Source organism: Salegentibacter sp. BLCTC (genome assembly GCF_015143665.1).
Taxonomy (GTDB): domain Bacteria; phylum Bacteroidota; class Bacteroidia; order Flavobacteriales; family Flavobacteriaceae; genus Salegentibacter; species Salegentibacter maritimus.
On the sequence record NZ_WYEW01000003.1, the window covers coordinates 320,026 to 343,834 of the forward strand.

A 23,809-nucleotide genomic window follows, 5' to 3' on the forward strand; every position below is an offset into this window, starting at 1 on the left:
TTCTGAAATAAATTTAGAATGACGATTTTAAAAACTCTTCAAACAGCCTCTTTAGTTTAATTATTTCTCAATTAATCCGGCGCGTTTTAGCAAAGCGTCGGGTTTAGGTTCTTTTCCCCTAAATTTTTTATAAAGCGTCATAGGATGATCTGTTCCTCCTTGTGAAAGAATATTTGTCTTAAACTTATTGGCAATCTCCCTGCTGAAAATTCCATTTTGCTGAAAATACTCAAAGGTGTCGGCATCTAATACTTCGGCCCATTTATAGGAATAATATCCTGCAGAATAACCACCCTGAAAGATATGCGAGAAAGCAGTGCTCATACAGTTTTCGGCAACATTTGGGAATAATTTTGTGCGTTCAAAAGCACTGTCTTCATGTGTTTTTACATCTTCAATAGCTGAAGGGTCTATTCCATGCCAGCTTAAATCTAACATGCCGAAGCTTAATTGTCTTAAGGTAGCCATTCCCTCCTGGAAATTAGCAGATTCTTTTATCTTCTGAATTAACTCCATAGGGATTACCTCGCCGGTTTCATAGTGTTTGGCGAATAACTGAAGCGCTTCTTTTTCATAACACCAATTTTCTAATAGTTGACTTGGAAGTTCAACAAAATCCCAATAAACATTTGCACCCGATAAGCTTGGATATTGGGTGTCTCCCAAAATACCGTGCAGCGCGTGGCCAAATTCGTGGAAAAGTGTGGTAACTTCATTAAAAGTTAATAAAGAAGGCTGCTTTTTAGAAGGTTTGGTGAAGTTGCATACAATAGAAATATGTGGCCGTTCTTCTTTGCCTTCTTTTTTGTATTGAGGTTTGTAACCGGTCATCCAGGCGCCATCTCTTTTTCCCGGGCGGGGGTGGAAATCGGCATAAAATAAAGCCATTTCTTTATTGTTTTCATCCAATACCCGGTAAATTTTTACATCTTCATGATATTTGTCTACGTCAAAAACCTCCTGAAAGCTTAAGCCATAAAGTTTATGAGCTATTGTAAAAACACCATCAATTACATTTTCAAGTTTAAAGTAAGGCTTTAGTTTCTCATCGTCCAGGTTAAACAGTTTTTGCTTTAATTTCTCGCTGTAAAAGGCGGCATCCCATTTTTGTAATTGATCAATTCCGTCAAGATCTTTTGCAAAATTTTCTAATTCGTTAAACTCACGTTTAGCGGCAGGTTTTGCCTTTTCAAGAATCTCTTCTAAAAAGCTGTTTACTTTTTCAGGAGTCTCGGCCATACGTTCCTCCAGGACAAAATGTGCATGTGTTTTATAGCCTAGAAGTTGGGCCCTTTCAAATCTTAATTTAGCAATTTGTAATATATTTTCCTGGTTGTCTAACTCATCTCCATGGAAGCCTTTAGCACCAAAGACAAGCGCCATTTGTTTACGCAACTCCCTGTTTTCAGCATATTTCATAAAAGGAAGGTAGCTTGGGTATTCTAAAGTAAATACCCAACCTTCTTTTTCTTTGGAGGCCGCTACTTGTGCAGCTTCTTCTTTAAAACTTTCCGGTAGACCTTTTAGCTTGTTTTCATTTGTAATATGTAATTCAAATTTATTGGTCTCGGCAAGGACATTTTGTCCAAAATCCAGGCTTAACTTTGAAAGTTTTTTATCTATATCTCTAAGTTTGTTTTGCTTTTCAATAGGCAGGTTGGCACCGTTTCTGGCAAAAGCTTTGTATTTTCTTTCTAATAGCGTTTTTTGTTCAGTATTTAACTTAAGTTGATCTTTTTTGTTATAAACAGCTTTTACTCTCTCAAAAAGAGCTTTGTTTAGTATGATGTCATTTCTAAATTCAGACAAAAGAGGGGATACCTCCTGTGCAATTTGCTGAATTTCTTCGTTTGTTTCGGCAGAATTAAGATTGAAAAATATACTGGTTACCCTATCTAATTTTTCTCCTGAATATTCTAAAACTTCAATGGTATTGGCAAATGTGGCTTCGGTATTATTTGTGCTAATGGCATTAATTTCTTCCCGTGCTATTTCTATACCTTTTAAGATGGCAGGTTTAAAATGTTGGTTGGATATTTTTGAAAAAGGAGCGTGATCAAATTTCTCTAAAAGCGGATTATTATGAGTAGTCATTATATCTTCTTTATTTTAATGGGCTAATTTATTTATTAATAGTGGTCTAAGCGCGTAGAAAGGTGTACTTAACCTAAATTTGACGTTTTTCATTATTTTTTTTAACACAAAACGATGTTTTTCTATGAAAAACTGTATATTCAGGCTTTAAAATATTGTAGTAGTTTTTAAGTTTTCTGGTTTAAATATTTAGAATGGTTAATAAATAATTTTTTACAGATATAGGTAAGTCTACTACATAGAAAGCCACGTCGTAAGACGTGGCTTTTGTTATTTTTTTACTGTTTTTGCACCTTCTATTACCTTTTCTTTAAGTCCTTCTTTATAGACTAAAATTTTATCTAAAGTACATTTATCTGATGCGCCAATAATTTGAGCTGCAAGAATTCCTGCATTTTTTGCGCCATCCAGGGCTACGGTAGCAACTGGAACCCCACCTGGCATTTGTAAAATAGATAAAACCGAATCCCAACCATCTATGGAGTTGCTGGATTTTACCGGAACCCCAATTACCGGAAGTGGGGAGAGTGAAGCTATCATTCCCGGTAGGTGAGCTGCGCCACCGGCACCGGCAATAATTACTTTAATTCCGCGTTCATGGGCGGTTTTGCCATATTCAAATAATTTTTCGGGGGTGCGATGGGCAGAAACGATGTCTACTTCTACTTCCAGGTCAAAACCTTCCAGGATATCTATCGCATCCTGCATTACCGGTAGGTCGCTGGTGCTTCCCATAATTACTGCTACTTTACTCATAATTTTTATGGTTATGAATACCTCAAAGATTTTCGAAACCTGTGGGGTATATTTATTTTTTAGAAATAACTTTAATTGAATTTTTAACTTGTTCGGCTATTTTTCTTGCTTCAGTAAGGTCTTTGTTAACAATGCTTACATGGCCCATTTTTCTAAAAGGCCGGGTTATTTTTTTGCCATAAATATGTGGTGTAACCCCGGGCATTTTCATTATTTCTTCAATATTTTTATAAACCACTTCCCCTTCGTAAGCTGCGTCGCCCACTAAATTTACCATAATTCCGCCTACTTTACTATCGGTTATTCCCAGAGGAAGGTCTAAAATAGCACGAATATGTTGCTCAAATTGGTTTGTATAGCTGGCTTCAATGCTATAGTGGCCACTGTTATGAGGTCTTGGAGCAACTTCGTTTACGAGAATTTCATCATTTTCTGTCTGAAACATCTCTACTGCCAGTAGGCCAACATGTTCAAATGCTTCAGAGACTTTAACTGCAAGTTTCCTGGCTTTTATGGCCACAGCATCTTTAATTCTGGCCGGGCAAATTACATATTCTACCTGGTTGGCCGTAGGGTGAAACTCCATTTCTACAACAGGGTAGGGTTTAACCTCTCCCGAAGCCGACCTTGCAACAATTACTGCCAATTCATTTTTAAAAGGCACAAGCGATTCAGCAATACATTCGGCATCGGGGAGCTCGTTTAGGGACTCCCTGTTTTTTATAACTGAAACTCCTTTACCATCATAACCGCCGGTGGTACTTTTCCAAACAAATGGGAAACTAATTTTATTGCTTTTCAGGGCACTTTGTAATGCTTTCTTTGTTGGGAAAATTTCAAAATCAGCCGTTGGAATTTGATGTTTTTTATAGAAGTTTTTTTGAACTCCTTTATTCTGTATTTTCTCTAAAGTTTCAGCCGAAGGGTATGTTTTAATCCCTTCCTTTGCTAATTGTTTTAGTGCTTCAATATTTACACTTTCAATTTCAAAGGTGAGCACGTCTACTTTTCTTCCAAAATTAACTACAGTATCGAAATCCATAAGATCGCCGGTTTCAAAATAATCGCAGGCAATTTTACAGGGTGCATCTGGGTTTGGCTCCAAAACACAGGTTTGAATGTCGTATTTGCGGGTTTCGTAGAGCATCATTTTACCCAACTGACCGCCGCCAAGTATTCCTAGTTTAAAGTTTGAAGAAAAATAGTTGATCATAGCGTATAAGTTTCAGCAAAAATAATTTTTTAGCTTAAGGTGTGCTATTATTCTTATGGAAATCTGGCAGTTTGGGTTGTTAAGAATCCTTATCTTTGCCTTTTAAAATTTTTCAGATTTGATTAAACTACATGATTTAGAATTTGAGCCATACATTTCAGAGGAAGAAATCAACGCGGCCATAGATAAACTAGCACAAGAACTTAATAAGGATTATCGGGATGTTACCCCTGTTTTTTTAGGAGTGCTGAATGGTTCTTTTATGTTTGCCAGCGAGGTGATAAAAAGATTTTCTGGAGATTGTGAAGTGAGTTTTGTAAAACTTGGGTCTTACCAGGGAACGCAAACAACCGGTAATGTAAAGACGCTTCTTGGTTTAAATCAGTCTTTAAAAGGTAAGGAGGTAATTTTGCTTGAAGATATTGTAGATACCGGCAATACCCTGGAAGAAATCAATGAAATTTTAGAAAAAGAGGAGGTGCGTAATTATGAGGTGGCGAGCCTTTTTTACAAGCCTGAAGCTTATAAAAAGAATTTTGAGATTAAATATAAAGGGTTTGAGATACCCAATAAATTTATTGTAGGTTATGGTCTGGACTACGATGGTCTGGGACGTAACCTAACACAAATCTATAAACGTAAAGAAAAAATCATGACAAATTTGGTTTTGTTTGGCCCTCCCGGTGCCGGCAAAGGAACTCAGGCAGACATCTTAAAGGAAAAATATAAACTTGTTCATATCTCTACAGGAGATGTGTTTAGGTATAATATTAAAAATGAAACTGAATTAGGCTTAAGCGCCAAGTCTTATATGGATAAAGGCCAGTTGGTTCCCGATGAGGTAACCATAAAAATGTTGAATGCCGAAGTTGATAAAAACGAAGGAGCTAACGGATTTATTTTTGATGGATTTCCGCGTACCAAGGCACAGGCAGACGCATTAGCTGAATTGTTGGAGTCTAAGAATACCGAAGTTACAGGAATGATTGCTTTAGAGGTTGAAGATGAGGTTTTGGTAAAACGTCTTTTAGAAAGAGGAAAAACTTCCGGTAGAAAAGATGATGCCGATGAAAATGTAATAAGAAATAGAATTAAGGTGTATTATGATGAAACCGCAGTTCTTAAAGAATATTACAAAAAACAAGACAAATATTACGGAGTAAATGGCGTAGGTTCTATAGAAGAAATTAACCAACGGCTTAGTGACGTAATTAATAAACTACAGGACTAAACACTAATTGGTGGGAACACCAAAAAGACCTGTTACAGAATTATTGGAAAGCATAGGGTTAAACGGCTCAGGTTTATCGATAAGTTCTATTAAATTTTTAAAATATGACTGAAGGGAATTTTGTTGATTATGTAAAGATACACGTAGCCTCCGGGAAAGGAGGAAGTGGTTCTTCACACCTGCACCGCGAAAAATACATAGCGAAAGGTGGCCCCGATGGAGGGGATGGTGGCCGTGGTGGTCATGTTATTGTGAAGGGAAACAAAAACCTTTGGACACTTTTTCACCTAAAATTTAAAAGACATATTCGTGCTGAACATGGGGGCAACGGGAGTAAACAACGAAGTAGCGGCGCAGATGGCTCCGATGAGTATATTGAGGTGCCTCTTGGAACGGTTATTAGAGATACCGAAACCCAAAAAATTATTCACGAAATCACCGAGGATGGCAAAGAATATCTTGTTGCCGAAGGAGGAATGGGTGGCCGTGGAAACTGGCATTTTAAAAGCGCCACCAATCAAACCCCACGCTATTCGCAACCCGGAATTGAAGGGAAGCAGGTAGACATTACATTAGAGCTAAAAGTTTTGGCAGATGTAGGACTTGTTGGTTTTCCTAATGCGGGAAAGTCTACTTTGCTGTCGGTAATTACTGCCGCAAAACCTAAAATTGCCGATTATGAATTTACTACGCTTAAGCCTAATTTGGGAATTGTAGAATATCGTGATTTTAAAACTTTTGTGGTTGCTGATATTCCTGGGATTATTGAGGGTGCTGCAGAAGGAAGAGGTATTGGCCATAGGTTTCTTAGGCATATTGAAAGAAACTCTACGCTTTTATTTTTAATTCCGGCAGATGCGCCAAATATTTCTGAACAATATGAAATTCTCCTGGATGAATTAAGACGTTATAATCCTGAAATGTTGGATAAAGATAGGCTTGTTGCTATTTCTAAAAGTGATATGTTAGATGCCGAATTAAAATTAGAAATGAAGCATGAGTTGGATAAAAACCTGGGAGCACCTTATTTATTTATTTCATCGGTGGCACAGCAAGGTTTAACAGAGCTTAAAGACAGGTTATGGGAAATGCTAAATAAGGAAACTTCTTAAATCGTTTTCTGTACAGTTTTTGTTTAAATTTAAGCAGCGTAGATCTTTTCTTCGCTGCTTTTTTTATGATAATTAAAAACAAGAACTCATGAAACTAATAAATTTACTTTTTGTTTGTGCTATATTTAGTTCCTGTAATTCTACCAGGGCTATTTACGATTACGATGATAGCGTTAATTTTAATCAATTTAAAACCTATCAATTTTTTCCTGATTTTCAATCTGGTTTATCGCAATTAGACGAAACCCGGCTTATTACAAGTTTGGAAGCCGAGATGAACGTACAGGGTTTTTCTAAATCTGAAAGCCCCGATATTTATGTTAATGTTTATTCCAGGGAATATATAGATCAAAATCGCAGTAGTCTTGGTATAGGTATTGGTGGCGGTGGTGGTAACCTGGGAGTAGGAGTTTCGGGAGGAATTCCATTAGAGAATAATTCGGTTATATTAGAGCTTACTGTCGATTTTATAGCTGTAAATAAAGATTCTTTAATATGGCAGGCTATAGTAGAGACTAAATTTAATTCTAATGCTACTCCGGAAGAACGTAGGGCAGTATTCAATAAGATGGCTAAAAAGGCTCTTGAAGCCTATCCGCCAAAGAAATAAAGGGATATTCTGTACAGCTGGGTTTAGGTTTTTAAAGTATTCAATAAAAAAAGCCCCGGAAATTTCCGGGGCTTTTCTCATTTTGGTTGGTTAGTTAGTAGCTAACCTAATGAAAGATAAAAAGATATCTCTCATTTTTTTTAGCATTAATTTATAATAGTGAATTCGCTACGTCTGTTCTTTGCATATTGCTCTGAAGTACAACCAGTAGGTTGAGTACAATCGTTAAGAGGCATGCTTTCTCCGTAACCTTTAGAAGTTAGCCTGTCGCGGTCTATACCATTTTCAACAAGATATTCTAGAGTAGAAGCTGCACGTCTTTCAGAAAGAGCCATATTGTATTTGTCTGAACCTCTAGCATCGGCGTGAGAGCCAATTTCTATTTTAAGTTCAGGGTATTTGTTCATAATGCTTACAACTTTATCAAGTGTTGGTTTAGACTCTTCTTTGATAATTGCTTTATCGAAGGCAAAGTAAATGTTTCCAACGTCTCTTAATTGTTGTCTACCGGTTTCAAGGTTGGTTTCTCTGTCGTCGAAATCAACAACCGGAGGAACATAATCTTCTCTGGTAAATACATAAAGGTTATCTGAACCTCTTCGGTTAGAAGCAAGATATCCCTTTTCGTTTTCTTCATCTATAACAAAGGCAAAGTCGTCGTGACCACTGTTTACTGTGCTACCAAGGTTTTGTGCTTCAGAGAAGTCTCCTTCAGCTCTAAAAACATCTAAGTTACCAAACCCAGGGTGACCATCGGAAGCAAAGTAAAGTACGCCTTCTTCACTAATGTAAGGGAATTGCTCGCGATGTGGGGTGTTAATTCCCGTACCTAGATTTTTTGGTTCCCCATAAGTTCCGTCTTCATTTACATCTACCACATAAATATCGAAAGAACCTTCAGAGCCTGGCATATCGCTGGCAAAATAAAGTTTAGTTCCATCTGCACTTAAACTTGGGTGCTCGGTAGAATACTCGTCGCTGGTAAAAGGAAGTGCTTCAATATTGCTCCACTCGCCATCTACCATTTCTGCACGGAAAATTTTAATATGGGCAACTCTAACTCCTTCTTCGTTCTTTACTCTTTTTTCGCTATTACGATCAAAATACATTACCTGGCCATCCTGGCTAAAAGTAGCAGAACTTTCGTGCTCATCGGTATTAATTTTATCTGAAAATAATACGATATCGCTTAGTTCACCGTCTTCAGACATTTCAGCGGTGTAAAGGTCTAGGGTTGGCTTTTTGTTCCATGGGTAAACCGGGCGAGCCTGGTTTCTGGTAGAAGCAAAAGCAATTCGGTCTCCATAAAAAGCAATACCAAAATCGGCTGAAGCACTGTTATTCATAATTTGCTCAGTAGTATAAACGTGAGGTGCAACAGTGTCTAAATTACGTGCAAATTCCTCGAAGTCTACATCTTCACCTTTATAGGCACTCATATACTCGTTAGCCTCGTCATGGTTTCCTATAGCGCGTAAAGAATGTGCAAAGCGAAATTGATATTCGGGAGCAGTATTCTCTTCGTGTCTTAGGAAAAGGGTACGGTAAGATTCTGCAGCATTTTCCATTTGGTTAGTGTAGAAATAAGCATCTCCAAGGTTTTGTAAAACCTGCTGATTTTTATCTACAACTTGTTCATAAGCTTCTGCAGCATCAATATAAGCTCTTTGAGCAAACATTTTATCTGCTTTCTTTATTTCGGCATTTTGTGCAAAAGCAGCTACGCCTATAAAAAGAATAAAAAATGTACTATATAAATTTTTCATATTATTCAGGTTTTAGAAGAATCGAGGTGATTTGTCATATCCTTTAGTAAGGCCAAATAGATCAAGATCAAATAATAGCATTACTTCGTGAGTTCCACCTAAATCGTAAGTAGCGAAATCTGAAGTAAAGTGATCGTAAGCATACCCTACACGAAGTGATGGGGTAATTTTAAAGTTTACAAGTCCTGTAATGGTTTCATTAAACCTGTAACCAATACCGGCTTCTAATCTATCATATAACAAAACATTAGCAGTAACATCAACAGCTAATGGAGCACCTTGAACACCTCTAGCCATAAAGGCAGGCTTCAATTTAAGATCTGGGTTAAGTTGAAAAACATATCCACCCGTTAAATAATAGTGGATGGCTTCTTCACCTAAAGCTTCAAGACCTTGTTCGTTCTCAATATATTTTGAAGTAAACAAGTTAGGGGCAGAAGCACCTAAATAGTAATTGTCTCCAAACCAAAAAGCACCTACTCCAAATACCGGGAAAACTTCGTTTACATTTTCCAAAGCTGGATCTGTAGGGTCGTTTACCTGTAAACCGGCAAGGTTTGCATCAAAAGTGGTAAGACCACCCTTTATACCGAAAGAGATCTTACTATCTCCGCTTGTTGGAATTACATAAGCGAAGTCTGCAGTAATATTGTTCTCTTTTACAATATCGCCTATTTCATCATGAACAACGGTTAAACCAAGTTCTACCCTTTCACTAATTGGGGTGTGGGCAAAGAAGTTGGCGGTGCTTGGAGCACCGTCAACATTTTGCCATTGAGATCTGTATATCCCCCCCAGGTTAAGCATACCGGGATCATCGGTAGCGTAGGCCGGGTTTATTACACTCATGTTATACATATACTGAGTGAATAATGGGTCTTGCTGAGCCATACCTTTAATCGAGAAAAGGATAATGCCAGCGAATATTAAATATTTTGTGATTGTTTTTTTCATTTCTTTCTAATGTTTATCCTTTTATATTATCTGTTCAAGTATACTTTACCCTGACGTGGCTCTGTGCTACCGTCGTTAAAGTCTACCACATAGAAATATACACCTACAGGTAGTACATCATCTCCCAGGTTACCCGATTGGTTAGAAGTTCCATCCCAGGCAGGGGTAGAGGCGTTGCCTTTGTACACCGCATTACCCCATCTGTTAAAGATTGTAATGTTGTAGTTTGGATATTCTTTTGCAATATTTTCAATTACCAGATTGTCGTTTTTACCATCTCCATTTGGCGTAATTGCTTCCGGGAATAGTAATGCGCAGTCTTCTAAAGTAACTGTAACAGCTAATCTTTCTGAACTTTCGCAACCGTTGTCTGATATTAAGGTGGCATAATAAGTAGTACCATCGGTTAACATGGCATTATTGCTTAATGCAGTCATGCTATCGGCCGAATCGTACCAGGTTATCGTACCAGCTTCATTGATCTCGTCAGAAAGGTCTGAAAGTGTAGGATCATCAAATGTACACAACTCGTAATCTGAATTAATAGTTGGTGCTGGAGAGTCTACAATATTTACAGTAAGTACTGCAGCTTCAGATTCACATCCATTATCGGCAGTTTGTGTTACGTAATAATCTCCGTTTACCAATAAGTCGTCATCGCTTACCATCATGCTTAGGTCAGCGTCAGAATACCAGGTTAAGTTGGTTCCATCTGCAACTAATAAATCGGCAGTTGGAGCATCAATTGCACAGAAGGCCAGTGTTTCTCCAGTAGTTGGTGCTTCTGGGGCATCGCCAAGTGTGATAGTAATTGTAGATACATCGTCTCCACCACAATCGTCTCCCTGAGCCTCAACAGTATATATTACTTCGTAAACTCCAGCATCAAAAGCTGAAGGATCCATAGTTCCGTTTGTAATAACTTCACCATTTAAAGTGAACTCACCATCCATATCTGCTCCTGCAGAAAGTAGAGAATAAAGGTCTTGTGTCTCATCGTTAGTACAAAGGTTAACTGCCAGGTTTTCACCAGCGTCTGCTCCTTGAAGTACTTCAACGCTAAAAGTAGTGCTGGCTTCACCTTCAACACAAGGAATATCTTCTCCTACGGTATAGGTTATTTCGTAAGTTCCGGCTCCCATCATTGAAGGACTAAATACTCCGTCTTCGTAGCCTTCGAAAGTACCATCTTCATTTCCAGAGGTAATTAGGCTATAAAGGTTTAAATCGTCGTCGCTTGAACAAAGAGTTTGGTCTACTATTTCACCAACTTCGGCATCAATGGCGTCAAATACTGTCACTGTTAAAACAGCTGAATCAGAACACTCGCCCTGGTTAACTGTATAAGTTGTAGTGAAATCGCCTATCTCACTTTCGTTGTTGTACCAATTAACTAATTCCTGAATGCTTGGACTAAAAGTACCATCTCTGGAAACTCCTTCATCAAGCAAGTTTAAATAATAGTCTCTAACACTAGTAGAGTTAGGGAACATTCCATTTGTAATATTTTCGTTACAGATAGATGCTGTTTGGTCTGCCCCGGCATCCACTGCGTTAGGAGTTACGTTTATTGTAAAAGAAGCACTAGCTTGTCCTTCAATACAATCAACATCATCAGATCCAACAGTATAGTTGAAAGAATACTCTCCTGCGTCAACAGCTGTTACGTCAAAAGTGCTTCCTGCAAAAGCAGCTCCATTTAGCGTAAAGCTACCCCCTGGTGTAGTATCGTCTGATAAAGCTGTGAATAGATCATAAGATGTTTCGCTGGTACAAACACTAATAGTGTCGTCTATTGCTTCTGCAATAGCTTCACCAGGTTCAACAACAGAAATTGTAAATGAAGTTGAATCTTCTGTTCCTTCAGTAACACATGCATCATCACCATTTACGGTATAAGTAATCTCACTAGTTCCGGCAGAAGGGTCGAACATGTTGCCCTGAACTCCGTTTCCACTAAAAGTTCCAGTTATTTGAGCTCCTGATTCTAGGTAATCCATTAAATCAACCATTGAATCGGTAGAGCAAACTACCTGGTCATCAATATTACCTGCATTTGCATCAGTAACAGGAATAACGGTAATAGCAAGATCTACTGAATCACTACAAGCACCGGTTCCTACAGTATAAGTAGTACTAAATGTTTGGAAGTTATTTGAGTTGTAACTAGCTATAATTTCAGGGATTGTTGGATTAAATGTTCCATTTTGTGGAACTCCTTCTTCCAATAGGTCAAAATACAATGCCTCTACATCACCTGGAGTGCTATTTACTAAACCAGGGATTTGAGAATTACATAATTCATTATCAAGATTGTCTGCACCTGCATCTACCAGGATTCCATCTACAATAGTGATTGCAAAAGCAGCTTCGTCGGTGCCGCAATTGTCTTGGCTATCGCCAACGGTATAAGTTCCGCTGAGAGTTAATTCAGGACCTCTGTTTTCATCTGTGTAGTAATTCAGTAACTGGGCTCCTAAGATATTTATATTAGGTGTGAACTCACCGTCAGTATCACCATTCCAATCAAAACGCTCAAAAAGTTGTATTAAGGTTGCGTTTGGATTTTGTGGGTCGTAATCGCCAACAATTTCTTCAAGTTCAGAGATACAGATTGAGTCTATAACGTCATTTCCAGCATTTGGTCCCTGAGTCACTTCGATTGTAAAAGTAGTTTCATCGTTACCCTCAACACAATTTATAGATTCATCTACCGTATATGTTATGTCAATAATACCTGGTGTTACCGCAGAAGGATCAAAAGTATTGTTGGTTACCCCTTCTCCTGAAAAAGTTCCTCCTAATGTAGCTTGTGGGTCGTTATTAGTTAGTGAAGTAAGATCAATCAATTCAGCGTTAGAGCAAACTGCTGGAATATTGTCAAATCCTCCTGCGTTGGCAACTTGCCCATCAATAACTGTTCTCTCAAGCTCTATTGGTTCAGAGCAGCCATTGCCGTTTTCTGCAATATAAGTGGCTGTAAAAGTTCCAATATTGTTTTGATTATATTGGTTGATTACTGCCTGAATATCTCCACTTTGAAATGTACCGTTAGGAATATTGCTGCCGAAGTTCTCAAGGAATAAAGCTTCAACATCTTCTGGAATTTGGTTTACTAATGCAGGGATATCATCATTACATAATGCTGGGGTTGGAACTAATTGGAAGTCTGCTCCTTCTAAAACAGTTACTTCTAATAAGGCAGAATCTTCACAGAAAGTTTCTTCTCCCACTACATAGAAAATCCCAAAATTTATTTCATCAGTGGTGTTATTTAAATCGTTGGCAATATCTGAAGGAGTAGGGTAGAATTGCCCATTTTGGTCGGCATCACTACTAAGAAGACTTTTTAAATAGTCTTCAACTAGAGCTGCAGTTGCAGTACTTCCAATATCTGCTCTACATACGGTGTTGTCAATATTATCATCACCGGCTTCAAAACTTTCTTCTACCGTGATTTTAAGTTCTACAGTGTCTTCACATCCTTCTTCTGTAGTAAATGTAGCATCAGTGGTAAAAGTTTGAATAGGATTATTATTGAAATCACTTGCAATACTTCCAATTGAAGGGCTAAATGAAACTTGAGTAGGAAGGTTGCGATCTTCAACTAAACTAAGAAAAAGATTGGTTGGAGATTCACCATCGGCTAACCTTTGTTCTACCTCAGATAAACAAAATATCTCTGAAACGTCTGCTCCAGCATCGAATTCCTGAATAGTTACTGTTACCGGTGCTCTATCACCAAAGGAAGTCTCGCAAGGAGGTGTAACACGATTTGCATCATTAACAACCTGACCCAAATAGTAAGTTTGGCCACTTATTAACTGTGTGCTGGCTGTTAAAGGAGATGTTGCATTTTGTGATCGGTATGCTCTAATAGCTTGTGTATTATTATAAGTGCCTGTGGCTTCAAGGTCGGCAACTGTAGCGCCTTCACATAAAATTTGTGTAGTAGCAGCATTCGGAGCCTCTATTTGGTTGGGCTCATAACCAAAAGCTACTCTTTGTGATGGGCAACTTCCAAGCTGAGTTCCATTTGTGGCAACTTGTGCAATAAAATAACTGTCACCTGCTACTAATTCTCCAGAAAACTCTGTAGTAGCTTCTTCAGAATCATAAATGGCTATTCTGTAGTCAATATCAGCAATAAATAAATTTGCAAGATCCTGATCATCAAAATTGGTAGGAGTACAATTGGTGAAAACAAAACCATTTGATCTCTCTCCGTTTATTCTGTTAACAGGTATTTGAGCACTCTCTACAGTTACTGAAATTGCTATTCGATCACATTCGCTTGATGTTCCACCGACGTAATAAGTTTCTCCGTCCGCGAGGAACTCGCTTGCTGGAATAGCTTCAGTGTCGTTAACATTGTCATCAGTTTGATAAACTGGATAACCATCGGTGTCAAGATCGCCAACAGTTTGTGTAAAACAAAAGGTTTGGGTCTGAGAGAAACCAAAATTGACCGGATCGGGACAATCATTTTGCCCAAATGAAGGCAAGGTTCCAATTAACAATACAAAGGCGAAAAGGAACCAATTTGTCCCCTTCCTCCCAAAAGTAAAATTTTGCATAGGCTAGGTGTTAAAATTCAATTATTAGTATTAGGTTTAAAAATTTAGCAGCACAAATATTAAAATAATTTTTAACATTGTCAGTTATTTTAATAGGGAGTTTAACAATTTTAACCATTCATGGCCAACTTTTTGTTTGATTGATAAAATTTCGGCTTGTTTTTACTCGCTAAAACACTTTAAATTTATGAAAAAATTAATAGTATGACCCGATATATCGTTACTTTTCTGCTTTTTGTCCTTTGTTTTTTACCTCCGGCCGATGCACAGACCAAATTTGAAGTTGGGGAAAATTTCCTCAATCAGCATCAAATTAAAAAGGCGAAAAATGTTTTTAAGGAGTATCCGGGTAATGAAAAAGCTACCGAATATCTTGGGGATATTGCCAGCTTTGAGAAAAAATGGGATGAGGCCATTAGGTATTATAAAAACTTAGTTGAAAAAGACCCTAATTCTGCCGTATATAATTTTAAACTTGGGGGAGCCCTGGGTATGCAAGCCCTGGAAGCCTCTAAGTTTAAGGCTGCCCTTATGATTAATGATATAAAAACCTATTTGAATAAAGCTGCCGAGCTTGATAAAAATCATAGCGAAGTTAGGCGGGCGCTGGTAGAATTATATATGCAGTTGCCGGCTATTGTAGGAGGCGATAAGCAAGTAGCGGAACAATATGTACGAGAGTTGAAAGCGATCAATAAGGTAGATGCTTATTTGGGTGAAGCCTATATCTATAAAATTGAAAATGATCGGGAAAAAATGACGGAAGCAGTAAAAAAGGCCTTGCAATTTGCTCAAAATAACCCGAAATTAATAGAGCGAAATTATTTAAATTACGAGTTAGGGGAGCGAGCTGCTACTTTAAAAATAATGCCGGAAGCTGCTATAGGTTTTCTAAAAGATTATGCTGAAAATTATAATTATAAAGATTTAAAATCTCCTGCCTGGGCGCATTATCATATCGCCAAATTACAAGCGTTACAAAAGAACCAGGATAAAGCATTAATTCATGTAAATAAGGCCCTGGCTGAAAAATTCAATTTTCCTGAGGCAGAAAAGCTGAAACAGGAAATATTAGAGATGTAAGCACAAGGCCTTTTCCTATCTCTTGCCTATATTTGCAGGCAATTAAAAATTGGTAACTGCTAATTACTGGCACTCGAAATTAAATCTTAATGAAACTTCACTTTATAGCAATTGGAGGTAGCGCTATGCATAGCCTGGCTCTGGCACTTCATGAAAAGCAACACAGTATTACCGGAAGCGATGATGCTATTTACGAGCCTTCCAAATCGGCTTTGGAAAATGAAGGCCTATTGCCCAATCGTAATGGTTGGTTTCCAGAGAAAATAACCGAAGAATTAGATGCAGTTATTTTGGGAATGCATGCCAAAAAAGACAATCCTGAATTGGAAAAGGCCAGGGAGTTAAATCTTAAAATTTATTCATACCCCGAATTCCTTTTTGAGCTTTCTAAAGAGAAAACACGGGTAGTAATTGGTGGTTCTCATGGTAAGACTACTATTACCGCCATGATTCTTCATGTAATGCATTACCACGGTAGAGAAATTGATTATATGCTTGGCGCACCGGTTAAAGGAATTGATAAAACGCTTCGCCTAAGTAATGAGGCCGATTTTATACTTATTGAAGGTGATGAATATCCTTCTTCCCCCTTAGATCTTCGACCTAAATTTCATTTGTATCAACCAAACATTGCTTTACTTAGTGGAATTGCATGGGATCATATTAACGTTTTTCCTACTTTTGAACACTATGTAGAGCAATTTCAAATATTTATAAGTGAAATAGTAAAGGGTGGAATCCTGGTGTATAATGAAGAAGATGAAACCTTAAAAAGCCTGGTAGAAAATACCGAAAATCAAATACGGAAACACCCCTATCATACCCCCGAATATCACGTAGAAGATGGGAGCACCATTTTGGAGACCACAGAAGGGGATATGCCGCTTGAAATTTTCGGCAAACACAATATGAATAATTTGGCTGGAGCAAAATGGATTTGCCAGCATATGGGGATTGATGAAGACGATTTCTATGAAGCTATAATGGAATTTGAAGGTGCCAGCCGAAGATTAGAAAAGATTTTTGAAAGTGACAGCGCAGTTATATTTAAAGATTTTGCACATAGCCCATCCAAAGTGAAAGCGAGTACCAAAGCAGTAAAAGAACAATACCCCGATAAGAAAATAATTGCTTGTTTAGAATTACATACGTTTAGTAGTCTCAATGCTGAATTTATTGAGCAGTATAAAAATACACTTAAAGAGGCCGATGAAACGATTGTATTTTATGCTCCCGAGGCAATGGCACAAAAACAGATGTCATCTATTTCTGTAAAAGGAATTAAAAATGCTTTTAATGAGCCTGGCTTGGAAGTAATCGCTTCAACATCGGTTTTACAGGAAGTTTTGGGAGCAAAAGACTTTAAAAATACGGTATTGCTTTTTATGAGTAGCGGTACTTTTGGAGGTTTAGATCTTGAGGAAGTAAAGCAGCTATTTTAAGATACGAGCTTCATTTTTAATGGTTTTGATGAAGATAAAGAATCATTTTTTATCTTTATCTAACTATGGGTGAGGAAAATAGAACCGGCTTTGGAATTAAATATTGGGCAGAAGACGATAGGCCGCGAGAAAAGCTCTTGCAAAAAGGGAAGGTGAGCCTCAGTGATGCCGAACTTATCGCTATATTAATCGGTTCGGGAAGTAAAAACGAATCTGCGGTACAATTAAGTAAACGCATTTTAGCTTCCACTGGAAATCAACTGGGTGATTTGGGTAAACTTTCGGTAAAAAAGCTTTGCGCATTTAAAGGAATTGGTCCCGCAAAAGCAGTAAGCATTGTGGCAGCCATGGAGCTTGGTAGACGCCGAAGAACAGAAGAAGCCCTTGAAAAGAAAAAAATTACTTCCAGTGCCTCGGTTTTTGAATTGATGCAGCCTGTTATTGGAGAGTTGTATCATGAGGAATTTTGGATTATTTATCTTAATAATTCAAATAAAGTTATAGAGCAGTTACAACTTAGTAAAGGCGGAATTACAGGTACACTGGTAGATGTGCGCCTTACTTTAAAAAAGGCACTTGAGGTGGGGGCTACCTCAATAATTTTGGCGCATAACCACCCTTCAGGGACTTTAAAACCCAGTGAAGCCGATAAACAACTTACCCAAAAGCTTAAAACTGCTGCGCAAAGTTTAGATATTAAAGTGTTGGATCATCTTATTGTAACCGAAAAATCATACTTTAGCTTTGCAGACGAAGGCGTACTTTAAATTGTTTAGATGCTATTAATTTATACCCAGAAAATTACTCCCAGGATAGTTTATACGTTTAAGCATATTTGTACAAATATTCTTGGCATTCCTATAAAATTCACCGTAAAAATAGAAGAGTTTATTGCTCATGAGGGGATGAAACTCTCTTACGGTAAACAAGCCCTTGGAAACGAACTTTTTGTGCAAAAAGTTGCACTTTTAATGGAGCAGGGCCTAAGTGAGGTTGAAATTAAAATACAACCCTGGGGAGAAGACTTTTGCTTTTTTCCCGTTTCAGAAAATAGTGCTTTACCATTTGATATTTTTGCTGCTTCGTTTTTTTTGCTCAGTAGATATGAAGAATACCTGCCACATGTTAAAGACGATATGGGTAGGTTTCCTGCGTCAGAGAGTGTAGCCTACCAGGAAGGATTCTTACAATCGCCCGTGGTAGATATATGGGCGTATAAATTTAAAGAAGTGCTTCAGGAAAGGTTTCCTGAAATTAGCTTTGAAAAAAGAAAATTCCACACCAGGGCCATTATTGCGGTAGAACACGTTTTTAGCTTTCAGAATAAAGGGTTTTTAAGAAGTTTGGCAGGAATGCACCTGGATATTATAAAATTCCAGTTTCAAAAAGTTATAGATAGGATTCAGGTGTTATTAAGGCTAAAAAAAGACCCATTAAATATCTTTGGAGACCTTATTGCTTTTATAAAAGAGCATAAAGTACCTATACACTTTATGTTTCAGCTAAGCGACTTTTCAATTTACGATCGCAATATTAATTATAATAGAAATCCGTATCGTTCTATCATAAAATATGTAGGAGATTATGCAAAGGTTGGTTTAATTCCCGGATATTTTGCCTACGAGAATTTCAAAATTCTTCGGAAAGAAAAGCTTCGTTTGGAAAATACTTTACATACTCCTTTGGAGCGGGTTATTAATGTAAAATATAATTTGAATATTCCTGAATTTTATACTTTTCTAACCGAGTTGGAAATCCCATCAGATTACTCTATGGGTTATCCTGAGGCTTTAGGGTTTAGGGCCGGGACCTGTAACCCTTTTTTATTTTATGATATTAATACCGAAACTACGCTTCCGCTTAAAGTGCATCCTTATATCTTTAATTCGAATATTGTAGAGCATGCCAATTTTGAAAAATTTACTGCTGAAATTGGAAAAATCCTGTTAGCGGTTAAGAAGGTAGACGGAAGCTTTAAAGCGATTTTTAAAAATCAGGACTTTTCAGAATATTCCAATCATAGGGATTATTACATCTTATTAAAACAAATTTATGAAGTTAGATAATATTAAGCACGTTTTTTTTGACCTTGATCATACGCTATGGGATTTCGATAAAAATTCGGCTCTGGCCTTTGAGCGGGTTTTCAAATACAGGAATATTCCTTTAGAAATTAATAATTTTCTTGAAGTCTACATGCCTATAAATTTTAAGTATTGGGAGCTTTATAGAAACGATCATGTTTCTAAAGAAGCTTTGCGGTACGGAAGGTTGAAAGATAGCTTTGACCGCTTAAAATTTGAGGCCGATAATGAGTTGATAGATCGTATTGCAATAGATTATATTGAATATCTACCCGATAACAATTATCTTTTGGAGGGTGGAAAAGAAGTGCTGGATTACCTTCAAGCTAGTTACGAATTGCATATTATCACTAATGGTTTTGAAGAAGTGCAGCATAAAAAACTTATCAATTCCGGAATTCATGAATACTTTACTACGGTTACTACTTCTGAAGAAGCCGGGGTTAAAAAACCCAATAAACAAATATTTGAATTTGCCCTTAAAAAGTCTTCAGCAACTCCCCAAAATAGTATTATGGTGGGCGATAATTTTGAAGCCGACTGTACCGGTGCTAAAAACTGTGGGATAAAACCTATCTTCTTTGATTACTATGGAAATAAAGAAAATATCGATATAATACATATAAAAACGTTAAATGAACTAAAGGCTTATTTGTAATAATAAAGTTTTGTTAATTTCGTTATGCAACCTAATGTATTGCTTAATGAAATTTGTTTCATTTTATCATATCAAATTTACGGTACTTATAGTTATAAGTTATCTTATGCTTGGTTGTGTTAAGGATGTGGATTTAGACCAACGTGAAGATATTTCCCTTAGTCCAGACCTGCAGATAGATTTACTGATCTATGATATTGACCAATCTCAATTTGAAGATGTCGCCACCGGGAATTTAAAAACACGTATAAGCGATACGGTGCGCCTGGAGTTTTTAGATGATGATTATATTCAGAAAGACCTTTCTTCGGTAGATTTCTATTTTAGGCATATTAATACCTTTCCACGTGCTATAGATAGTAGAATTAGGTTTTTATCGGAGGCTAACACCGAACAGTTTGCAGTGAATTATGTTATAAAGCCCGGGGCTTCCGGAAATCCGATAACTACAGAAAGAAGTGAGTTAATCGATGAGGCGCGAATAAATTTAGTACGCAGAAGTATAAAAATGGTGGTAGAATTGGAAGTGCAGCCGGGTACGGCGGCATTTGAGGGGGACTTGAACTTCGCTTCGAAAGGCTTCTTTTCTTTTGAATTTTAGTGATGTGGAGACTTATTGCCTTTTTATTTATTTTTTCTAATGCGGTCTTGGCCCAGAACAAACCCTTATTGTTTAATGTAGACGATCTTCCGCAAACTTTAATGAGCAATCCCGGGGCTCAAATAAACTTTACGGGCCATATAGGAATCCCATTTTTTTCTCAAATACATGTTTCAGCCGGTTCTACCGGAGCCGATCTTTATGATGTTTTTGCCGACGACGGCACTAATATTAATACCCGAATTCGGGAGGCCATGCGAAATATGGATTCCCGGGATTATTTTAATGTAAATCAGCAATGGGAAGTTCTTTCTTTAGGGTGGAAGCTGGATAGTAGAAATTACCTTTCTACCGGGATATATCAGGAGCTTGATGCCTTTGCATACTTTCCAAAAGATCCTGCCATATTGGCCAACGAAGGAAATAATAACTATCTCGACGAGCCTTTTTATTTTGATGATGTTTCTTTTGCAGGCGAGATCTTAACGGTTTATCACCTGGGCGTAAATCATAAATTTGATAAACGGCTTACAGTGGGGGCCAGGGCAAAATTATATTCAGGGATATTTAATGCAGAAAGTACCGGAAACACGGGAAGATTTACTACTTATACCACGCCTAATGGAAGAAATGTTTACCGGCACGAGGTGGTAGATTTGGATGTACTTATCAATACCTCGGGTTTTGCTCCACTAAAGGAAGAGGAAGAAATGACGGTAGAACAAGCCACTGCCGAGTTGTTAAGTAGATCTTTTTTTGGGGGTAATGTTGGTTTTGGGTTAGACCTGGGGCTCTCTTATATTTTAGATGAGCAATTCATACTGTCGGGTTCTGTGCAAGATTTGGGAGTTGTTTTTCAACGCCAGGATGTGGAGAATTACCGATATTTTGGAGCTTATGAAACCAGTGGGCTGGAACCACTTTTTCCCGATTTAAATGAAAATGATGAAGCCATTCCTTATTGGGATATTTTTGAAGATGAGGTAGATAGAAATTTGAGAGACCAAACTACCAACGAGTCGTATACTACCTGGCGCCCGGTAAAAGCTAATTTTGCTATGGAATATGGTTTCGGACCGGCATTTTTGCCCTGTCATTATTTAAGTGCTAAAAAAGTAAGGTATATGAATTTACTGGGTATGCAACTTGGTGGAGTAAAGCGGCCAAAGGGTTTTGTTTATACATTTACCGCTTATTGGGATAGAAAAATCAATGAAAATCAGCGTTTTAAAATTGCCTATTCTTTAGACGATTATTCTTTAACTAATATTGGCTTGATGTATACCAGAACTTTTAATAAATTTAATGTTTATCTGGCTGCCAATAATTTACTGGCCTTTCCTAATTTGGCGAAAGCTCATAGTGCTTCCATTCAATTGGGAATGCAGCTAATATTCAACAAATAACACTAGAAAATGAAACATATAATTTTTATACTCGCTTTTTTTGTAGGGACTATCTCTGGTATTGGACAAAGTCTCGATCAATATAAATATATTATTATCCCTGAAAAGTTTGAGTTTTCTAAGGAAGAAAATCAATATCAATTAAATGCGCTTACCAAATTTTTATTTGAAAAATATGGTTTTAAAACTTTGATGAAAAGTGAAGAAAAACCAAAAGATCTTCAGGAAAATTACTGCCTGGGGCTTAGTGCCAATGTAAAAGAGAATTCAGGCTTGTTTGTAACCAGGTTGGTTGTTCAGTTGGAAGATTGTAGAGGAGATATTGTGTATAAAACCAAAGAGGGGACTAGTAGGATAAAAGATTTTAAAGAAGCACATCACGAAGCCTTACGCGACGCTTTTAGCGATATTGAAGAAATGAACTATCAATATAATGATGCAGTAATTTCAGAAGCCGGGCTTTCTGAAAATGACAATCAATCACAGGTTGTGGAAAAATCAGAAGTGGTACAAGCCAAACCAAAAGTAGCGCCTACTCAAACCGCTGAAGAAGTTAAAGAAACAACAACAGCCCCTCCCGAGGTGGTGGTTGAAACCCCTATGCTAAACAATTCTTCAGCTGGAAAAATGAATTTCGTAAAGGGAGATGCGTTTTACTTCCTGAAAAAGTCAGATTCCGGATACGCTTTCTACCAGGAAAACTCAGAAGAACCATTTGCTGTTTTGGCCAAATCTGGAGGGGAAGATAGTTTTATATACAAATCCCTTACCCGGCAGGGTGTAGCCTATTTTGATGCGGAGGGCAATTTGGTAGTAGAATATCTCGACCAGGAAAACAAATCGGTTAAACTTGTATATAAAGCTAACTAGTAATTATACTTTTTCTTCCAACGTTTTTTAAGGAATTCCCTTTGTGCATTTTCCCGGGGATTATTTCCGGGTTCATAAAATTTGGTATTTTTTAATTCATCGGGTAAAAACTCAGCTTCCACAAAATTGTTTTCGTGGTTGTGTGCGTATTTGTAATCTTTTCCGTAGCCAATATCTTTCATAAGTTTGGTTGGGGCATTTCTAATAGATAACGGAACCGATAAATTTCCCGTTTTTTTAACTGCACTTTGTGCGTGGTTAATCGCCATGTAGGCAGCATTGCTTTTTGGCGAGGTTGCCAGGTAAGTAACACATTGGCTTAGTACTATCCGGGCTTCGGGAAACCCAATGGTAGTTACCGCCTGAAAGGTATTATTTGCAATAACCAGTGCTGTAGGGTTCGCATTCCCTATATCCTCACTGGCCAAAATAAGCAACCTTCGGGCAATAAATTTTACATCCTCTCCACCTTCAATCATTCTGGCTAACCAGTAAACTGCCGCGTTTGGATCACTTCCACGAATAGATTTAATAAATGCCGATATAATGTCGTAATGCTGCTCGCCGGTTTTGTCGTACAGTACCGTATTTTGCTGAACCCTGTTTAAAACCAGTTCGTTGGTTATTTCAAGATTTTTTTCAGAAGAGGTAACCAGGAGTTCAAAAATGTTTAGTAATTTTCTGGCATCCCCGCCACTTAGCCTAAGCAAAGCTTCGGTTTCTTTTAACTTTATTTTTTTTTCAGCTATAATTTTATCTTCCCGCATCGCTCTTTCTAAAAGTGCTATTAGGTCTTCTTTACTGAATGGTTTTAATATATAAACCTGGCATCTGGATAGTAAAGCTGAAATCACTTCAAAGCTTGGATTTTCGGTGGTAGCACCAATTAAAGTTACCCAACCTTTTTCTACGGCTCCCAAAAGCGAATCCTGTTGGGATTTGCTAAAACGGTGAATTTCATCTATAAATAGTATGGGGTTTTTGGTAGTGAATAAGCCATCGCCTTTTTTAGCTTTTTCTATAACTTCCCGAACATCTTTAACTCCACTATTAATTGCGCTAAGTGTAAAGAAAGGTCTGTCTGAAGTTTTGGCAATAATGTTTGCCAGGGTTGTTTTTCCCACTCCGGGTGGTCCCCAGAAGATGATAGAAGGAATAATGCCCTGCGTAAGTTGTTGTCGTAAGGCTCCTTTGGGGCCAATAAGGTGCTGCTGACTTAGATAATCTTCTAATGTTTGTGGACGTAATCTTTCTGCTAATGGTTTACTCATCTGACAAAATTAGTAATTTGAATAACACATTGTCATCTATTAACAAATGGATTCTTTTTTGTAATATTAAATAGAAACTAT

At 37.5% G+C, this 23,809-nt stretch carries 18 protein-coding genes; 11 read left to right on the forward strand and 7 right to left on the reverse strand.

The genetic code is table 11. The features are described from left to right. Nucleotides 1–60: 60 nt before the first annotated feature. The 3 genes from GUB10_RS04685 to GUB10_RS04695 all read right to left on the reverse strand — a co-directional run bounded on the left by GUB10_RS04685 (nucleotide 61) and on the right by GUB10_RS04695 (nucleotide 4,063). Entirely contained in the window at nucleotides 61–2,094 is a 2,034-nt protein-coding gene (locus GUB10_RS04685) for a M3 family metallopeptidase (protein WP_193710285.1), read from the reverse strand. Nucleotides 2,095–2,364: 270 nt separating this feature from the next. Next, a complete protein-coding gene (purE, locus tag GUB10_RS04690) occupies nucleotides 2,365–2,850 on the reverse strand; it encodes a 5-(carboxyamino)imidazole ribonucleotide mutase (protein WP_193710286.1) in 486 nt (161 codons plus the stop codon). 52 nt (nucleotides 2,851–2,902) lie between these two features. Next, nucleotides 2,903–4,063 (reverse strand): 5-(carboxyamino)imidazole ribonucleotide synthase, encoded by a 1,161-nt coding sequence (locus GUB10_RS04695; protein WP_193710287.1) that lies wholly within the window; start codon nucleotides 4,061–4,063, stop codon nucleotides 2,903–2,905. 118 nt (nucleotides 4,064–4,181) lie between these two features. On the opposite strand from GUB10_RS04695, the gene GUB10_RS04700 reads away from it, so the two are divergent. The 3 genes from GUB10_RS04700 to GUB10_RS04710 all read left to right on the forward strand — a co-directional run bounded on the left by GUB10_RS04700 (nucleotide 4,182) and on the right by GUB10_RS04710 (nucleotide 7,016). Further along, on the forward strand, nucleotides 4,182–5,294 hold the full coding sequence (locus GUB10_RS04700) for an adenylate kinase (RefSeq protein ID WP_193710288.1): 1,113 nt from the start codon (nucleotides 4,182–4,184) through the stop codon (nucleotides 5,292–5,294). A gap of 104 nt (nucleotides 5,295–5,398) precedes the next feature. Then, complete coding sequence (obgE, locus tag GUB10_RS04705) at nucleotides 5,399–6,406, forward strand: GTPase ObgE (RefSeq protein WP_193710289.1); 1,008 nt, start codon at nucleotides 5,399–5,401, stop codon at nucleotides 6,404–6,406. An 88-nt stretch (nucleotides 6,407–6,494) separates the two neighbouring features. Beyond that, nucleotides 6,495–7,016, forward strand: a complete 522-nt coding sequence (locus tag GUB10_RS04710; protein ID WP_193710290.1) for a DUF4136 domain-containing protein — start codon at nucleotides 6,495–6,497, stop codon at nucleotides 7,014–7,016. A gap of 146 nt (nucleotides 7,017–7,162) precedes the next feature. Here GUB10_RS04710 and GUB10_RS04715 read toward each other — a convergent pair whose 3' ends face one another. The 3 genes from GUB10_RS04715 to GUB10_RS04725 are packed head-to-tail and all read right to left on the reverse strand — an operon-like array spanning nucleotide 7,163 to nucleotide 14,313. Further along, complete coding sequence (locus GUB10_RS04715; RefSeq protein ID WP_193710291.1) at nucleotides 7,163–8,782, reverse strand: OmpA family protein; 1,620 nt, start codon at nucleotides 8,780–8,782, stop codon at nucleotides 7,163–7,165. Nucleotides 8,783–8,794: 12 nt separating this feature from the next. Beyond that, nucleotides 8,795–9,736, reverse strand: a complete 942-nt coding sequence (locus GUB10_RS04720) for a type IX secretion system membrane protein PorP/SprF (RefSeq protein WP_193710292.1) — start codon at nucleotides 9,734–9,736, stop codon at nucleotides 8,795–8,797. A 26-nt stretch (nucleotides 9,737–9,762) separates the two neighbouring features. After that, nucleotides 9,763–14,313 (reverse strand): gliding motility-associated C-terminal domain-containing protein, encoded by a 4,551-nt coding sequence (locus GUB10_RS04725; RefSeq protein ID WP_193710293.1) that lies wholly within the window; start codon nucleotides 14,311–14,313, stop codon nucleotides 9,763–9,765. A 204-nt stretch (nucleotides 14,314–14,517) separates the two neighbouring features. Here GUB10_RS04725 and GUB10_RS04730 point away from each other — a divergent pair, with 204 nt between their 5' ends. From GUB10_RS04730 to GUB10_RS04765, 8 genes are all read left to right on the forward strand, one after another. Next, a complete protein-coding gene (locus tag GUB10_RS04730) occupies nucleotides 14,518–15,396 on the forward strand; it encodes a lipopolysaccharide assembly protein LapB (protein ID WP_193710294.1) in 879 nt (292 codons plus the stop codon). 89 nt (nucleotides 15,397–15,485) lie between these two features. Further along, nucleotides 15,486–16,838, forward strand: coding sequence for a UDP-N-acetylmuramate--L-alanine ligase (gene murC / locus GUB10_RS04735; protein ID WP_193710295.1), 1,353 nt, complete (start codon nucleotides 15,486–15,488; stop codon nucleotides 16,836–16,838). Nucleotides 16,839–16,903: 65 nt separating this feature from the next. Then, complete coding sequence (gene radC / locus GUB10_RS04740) at nucleotides 16,904–17,605, forward strand: DNA repair protein RadC (protein WP_193710296.1); 702 nt, start codon at nucleotides 16,904–16,906, stop codon at nucleotides 17,603–17,605. A gap of 9 nt (nucleotides 17,606–17,614) precedes the next feature. Further along, entirely contained in the window at nucleotides 17,615–18,904 is a 1,290-nt protein-coding gene (locus GUB10_RS04745; protein ID WP_193710297.1) for a polysaccharide deacetylase family protein, read from the forward strand. After that, complete coding sequence (locus GUB10_RS04750) at nucleotides 18,891–19,580, forward strand: YjjG family noncanonical pyrimidine nucleotidase (protein ID WP_193710298.1); 690 nt, start codon at nucleotides 18,891–18,893, stop codon at nucleotides 19,578–19,580. Before GUB10_RS04745 ends, GUB10_RS04750 begins: the two co-directional genes overlap by 14 nt. Nucleotides 19,581–19,626: 46 nt before the next feature. Continuing rightward, entirely contained in the window at nucleotides 19,627–20,181 is a 555-nt protein-coding gene (locus GUB10_RS04755) for a hypothetical protein (protein ID WP_193710299.1), read from the forward strand. Nucleotides 20,182–20,228: 47 nt separating this feature from the next. After that, nucleotides 20,229–21,587 carry a DUF5723 family protein gene (locus tag GUB10_RS04760; protein WP_227740303.1) on the forward strand — a complete coding sequence of 453 codons (1,359 nt, stop codon included), beginning with the start codon at nucleotides 20,229–20,231 and terminating at the stop codon, nucleotides 21,585–21,587. Nucleotides 21,588–21,596: 9 nt separating this feature from the next. Further along, nucleotides 21,597–22,457, forward strand: a complete 861-nt coding sequence (locus GUB10_RS04765) for a hypothetical protein (RefSeq protein ID WP_193710301.1) — start codon at nucleotides 21,597–21,599, stop codon at nucleotides 22,455–22,457. On the opposite strand, the gene GUB10_RS04770 is transcribed toward GUB10_RS04765, so the two are convergent. Beyond that, entirely contained in the window at nucleotides 22,454–23,728 is a 1,275-nt protein-coding gene (locus tag GUB10_RS04770; RefSeq protein WP_193710302.1) for a replication-associated recombination protein A, read from the reverse strand. The genes GUB10_RS04765 and GUB10_RS04770 overlap by 4 nt on opposite strands. Nucleotides 23,729–23,809: the final 81 nt, after the last annotated feature.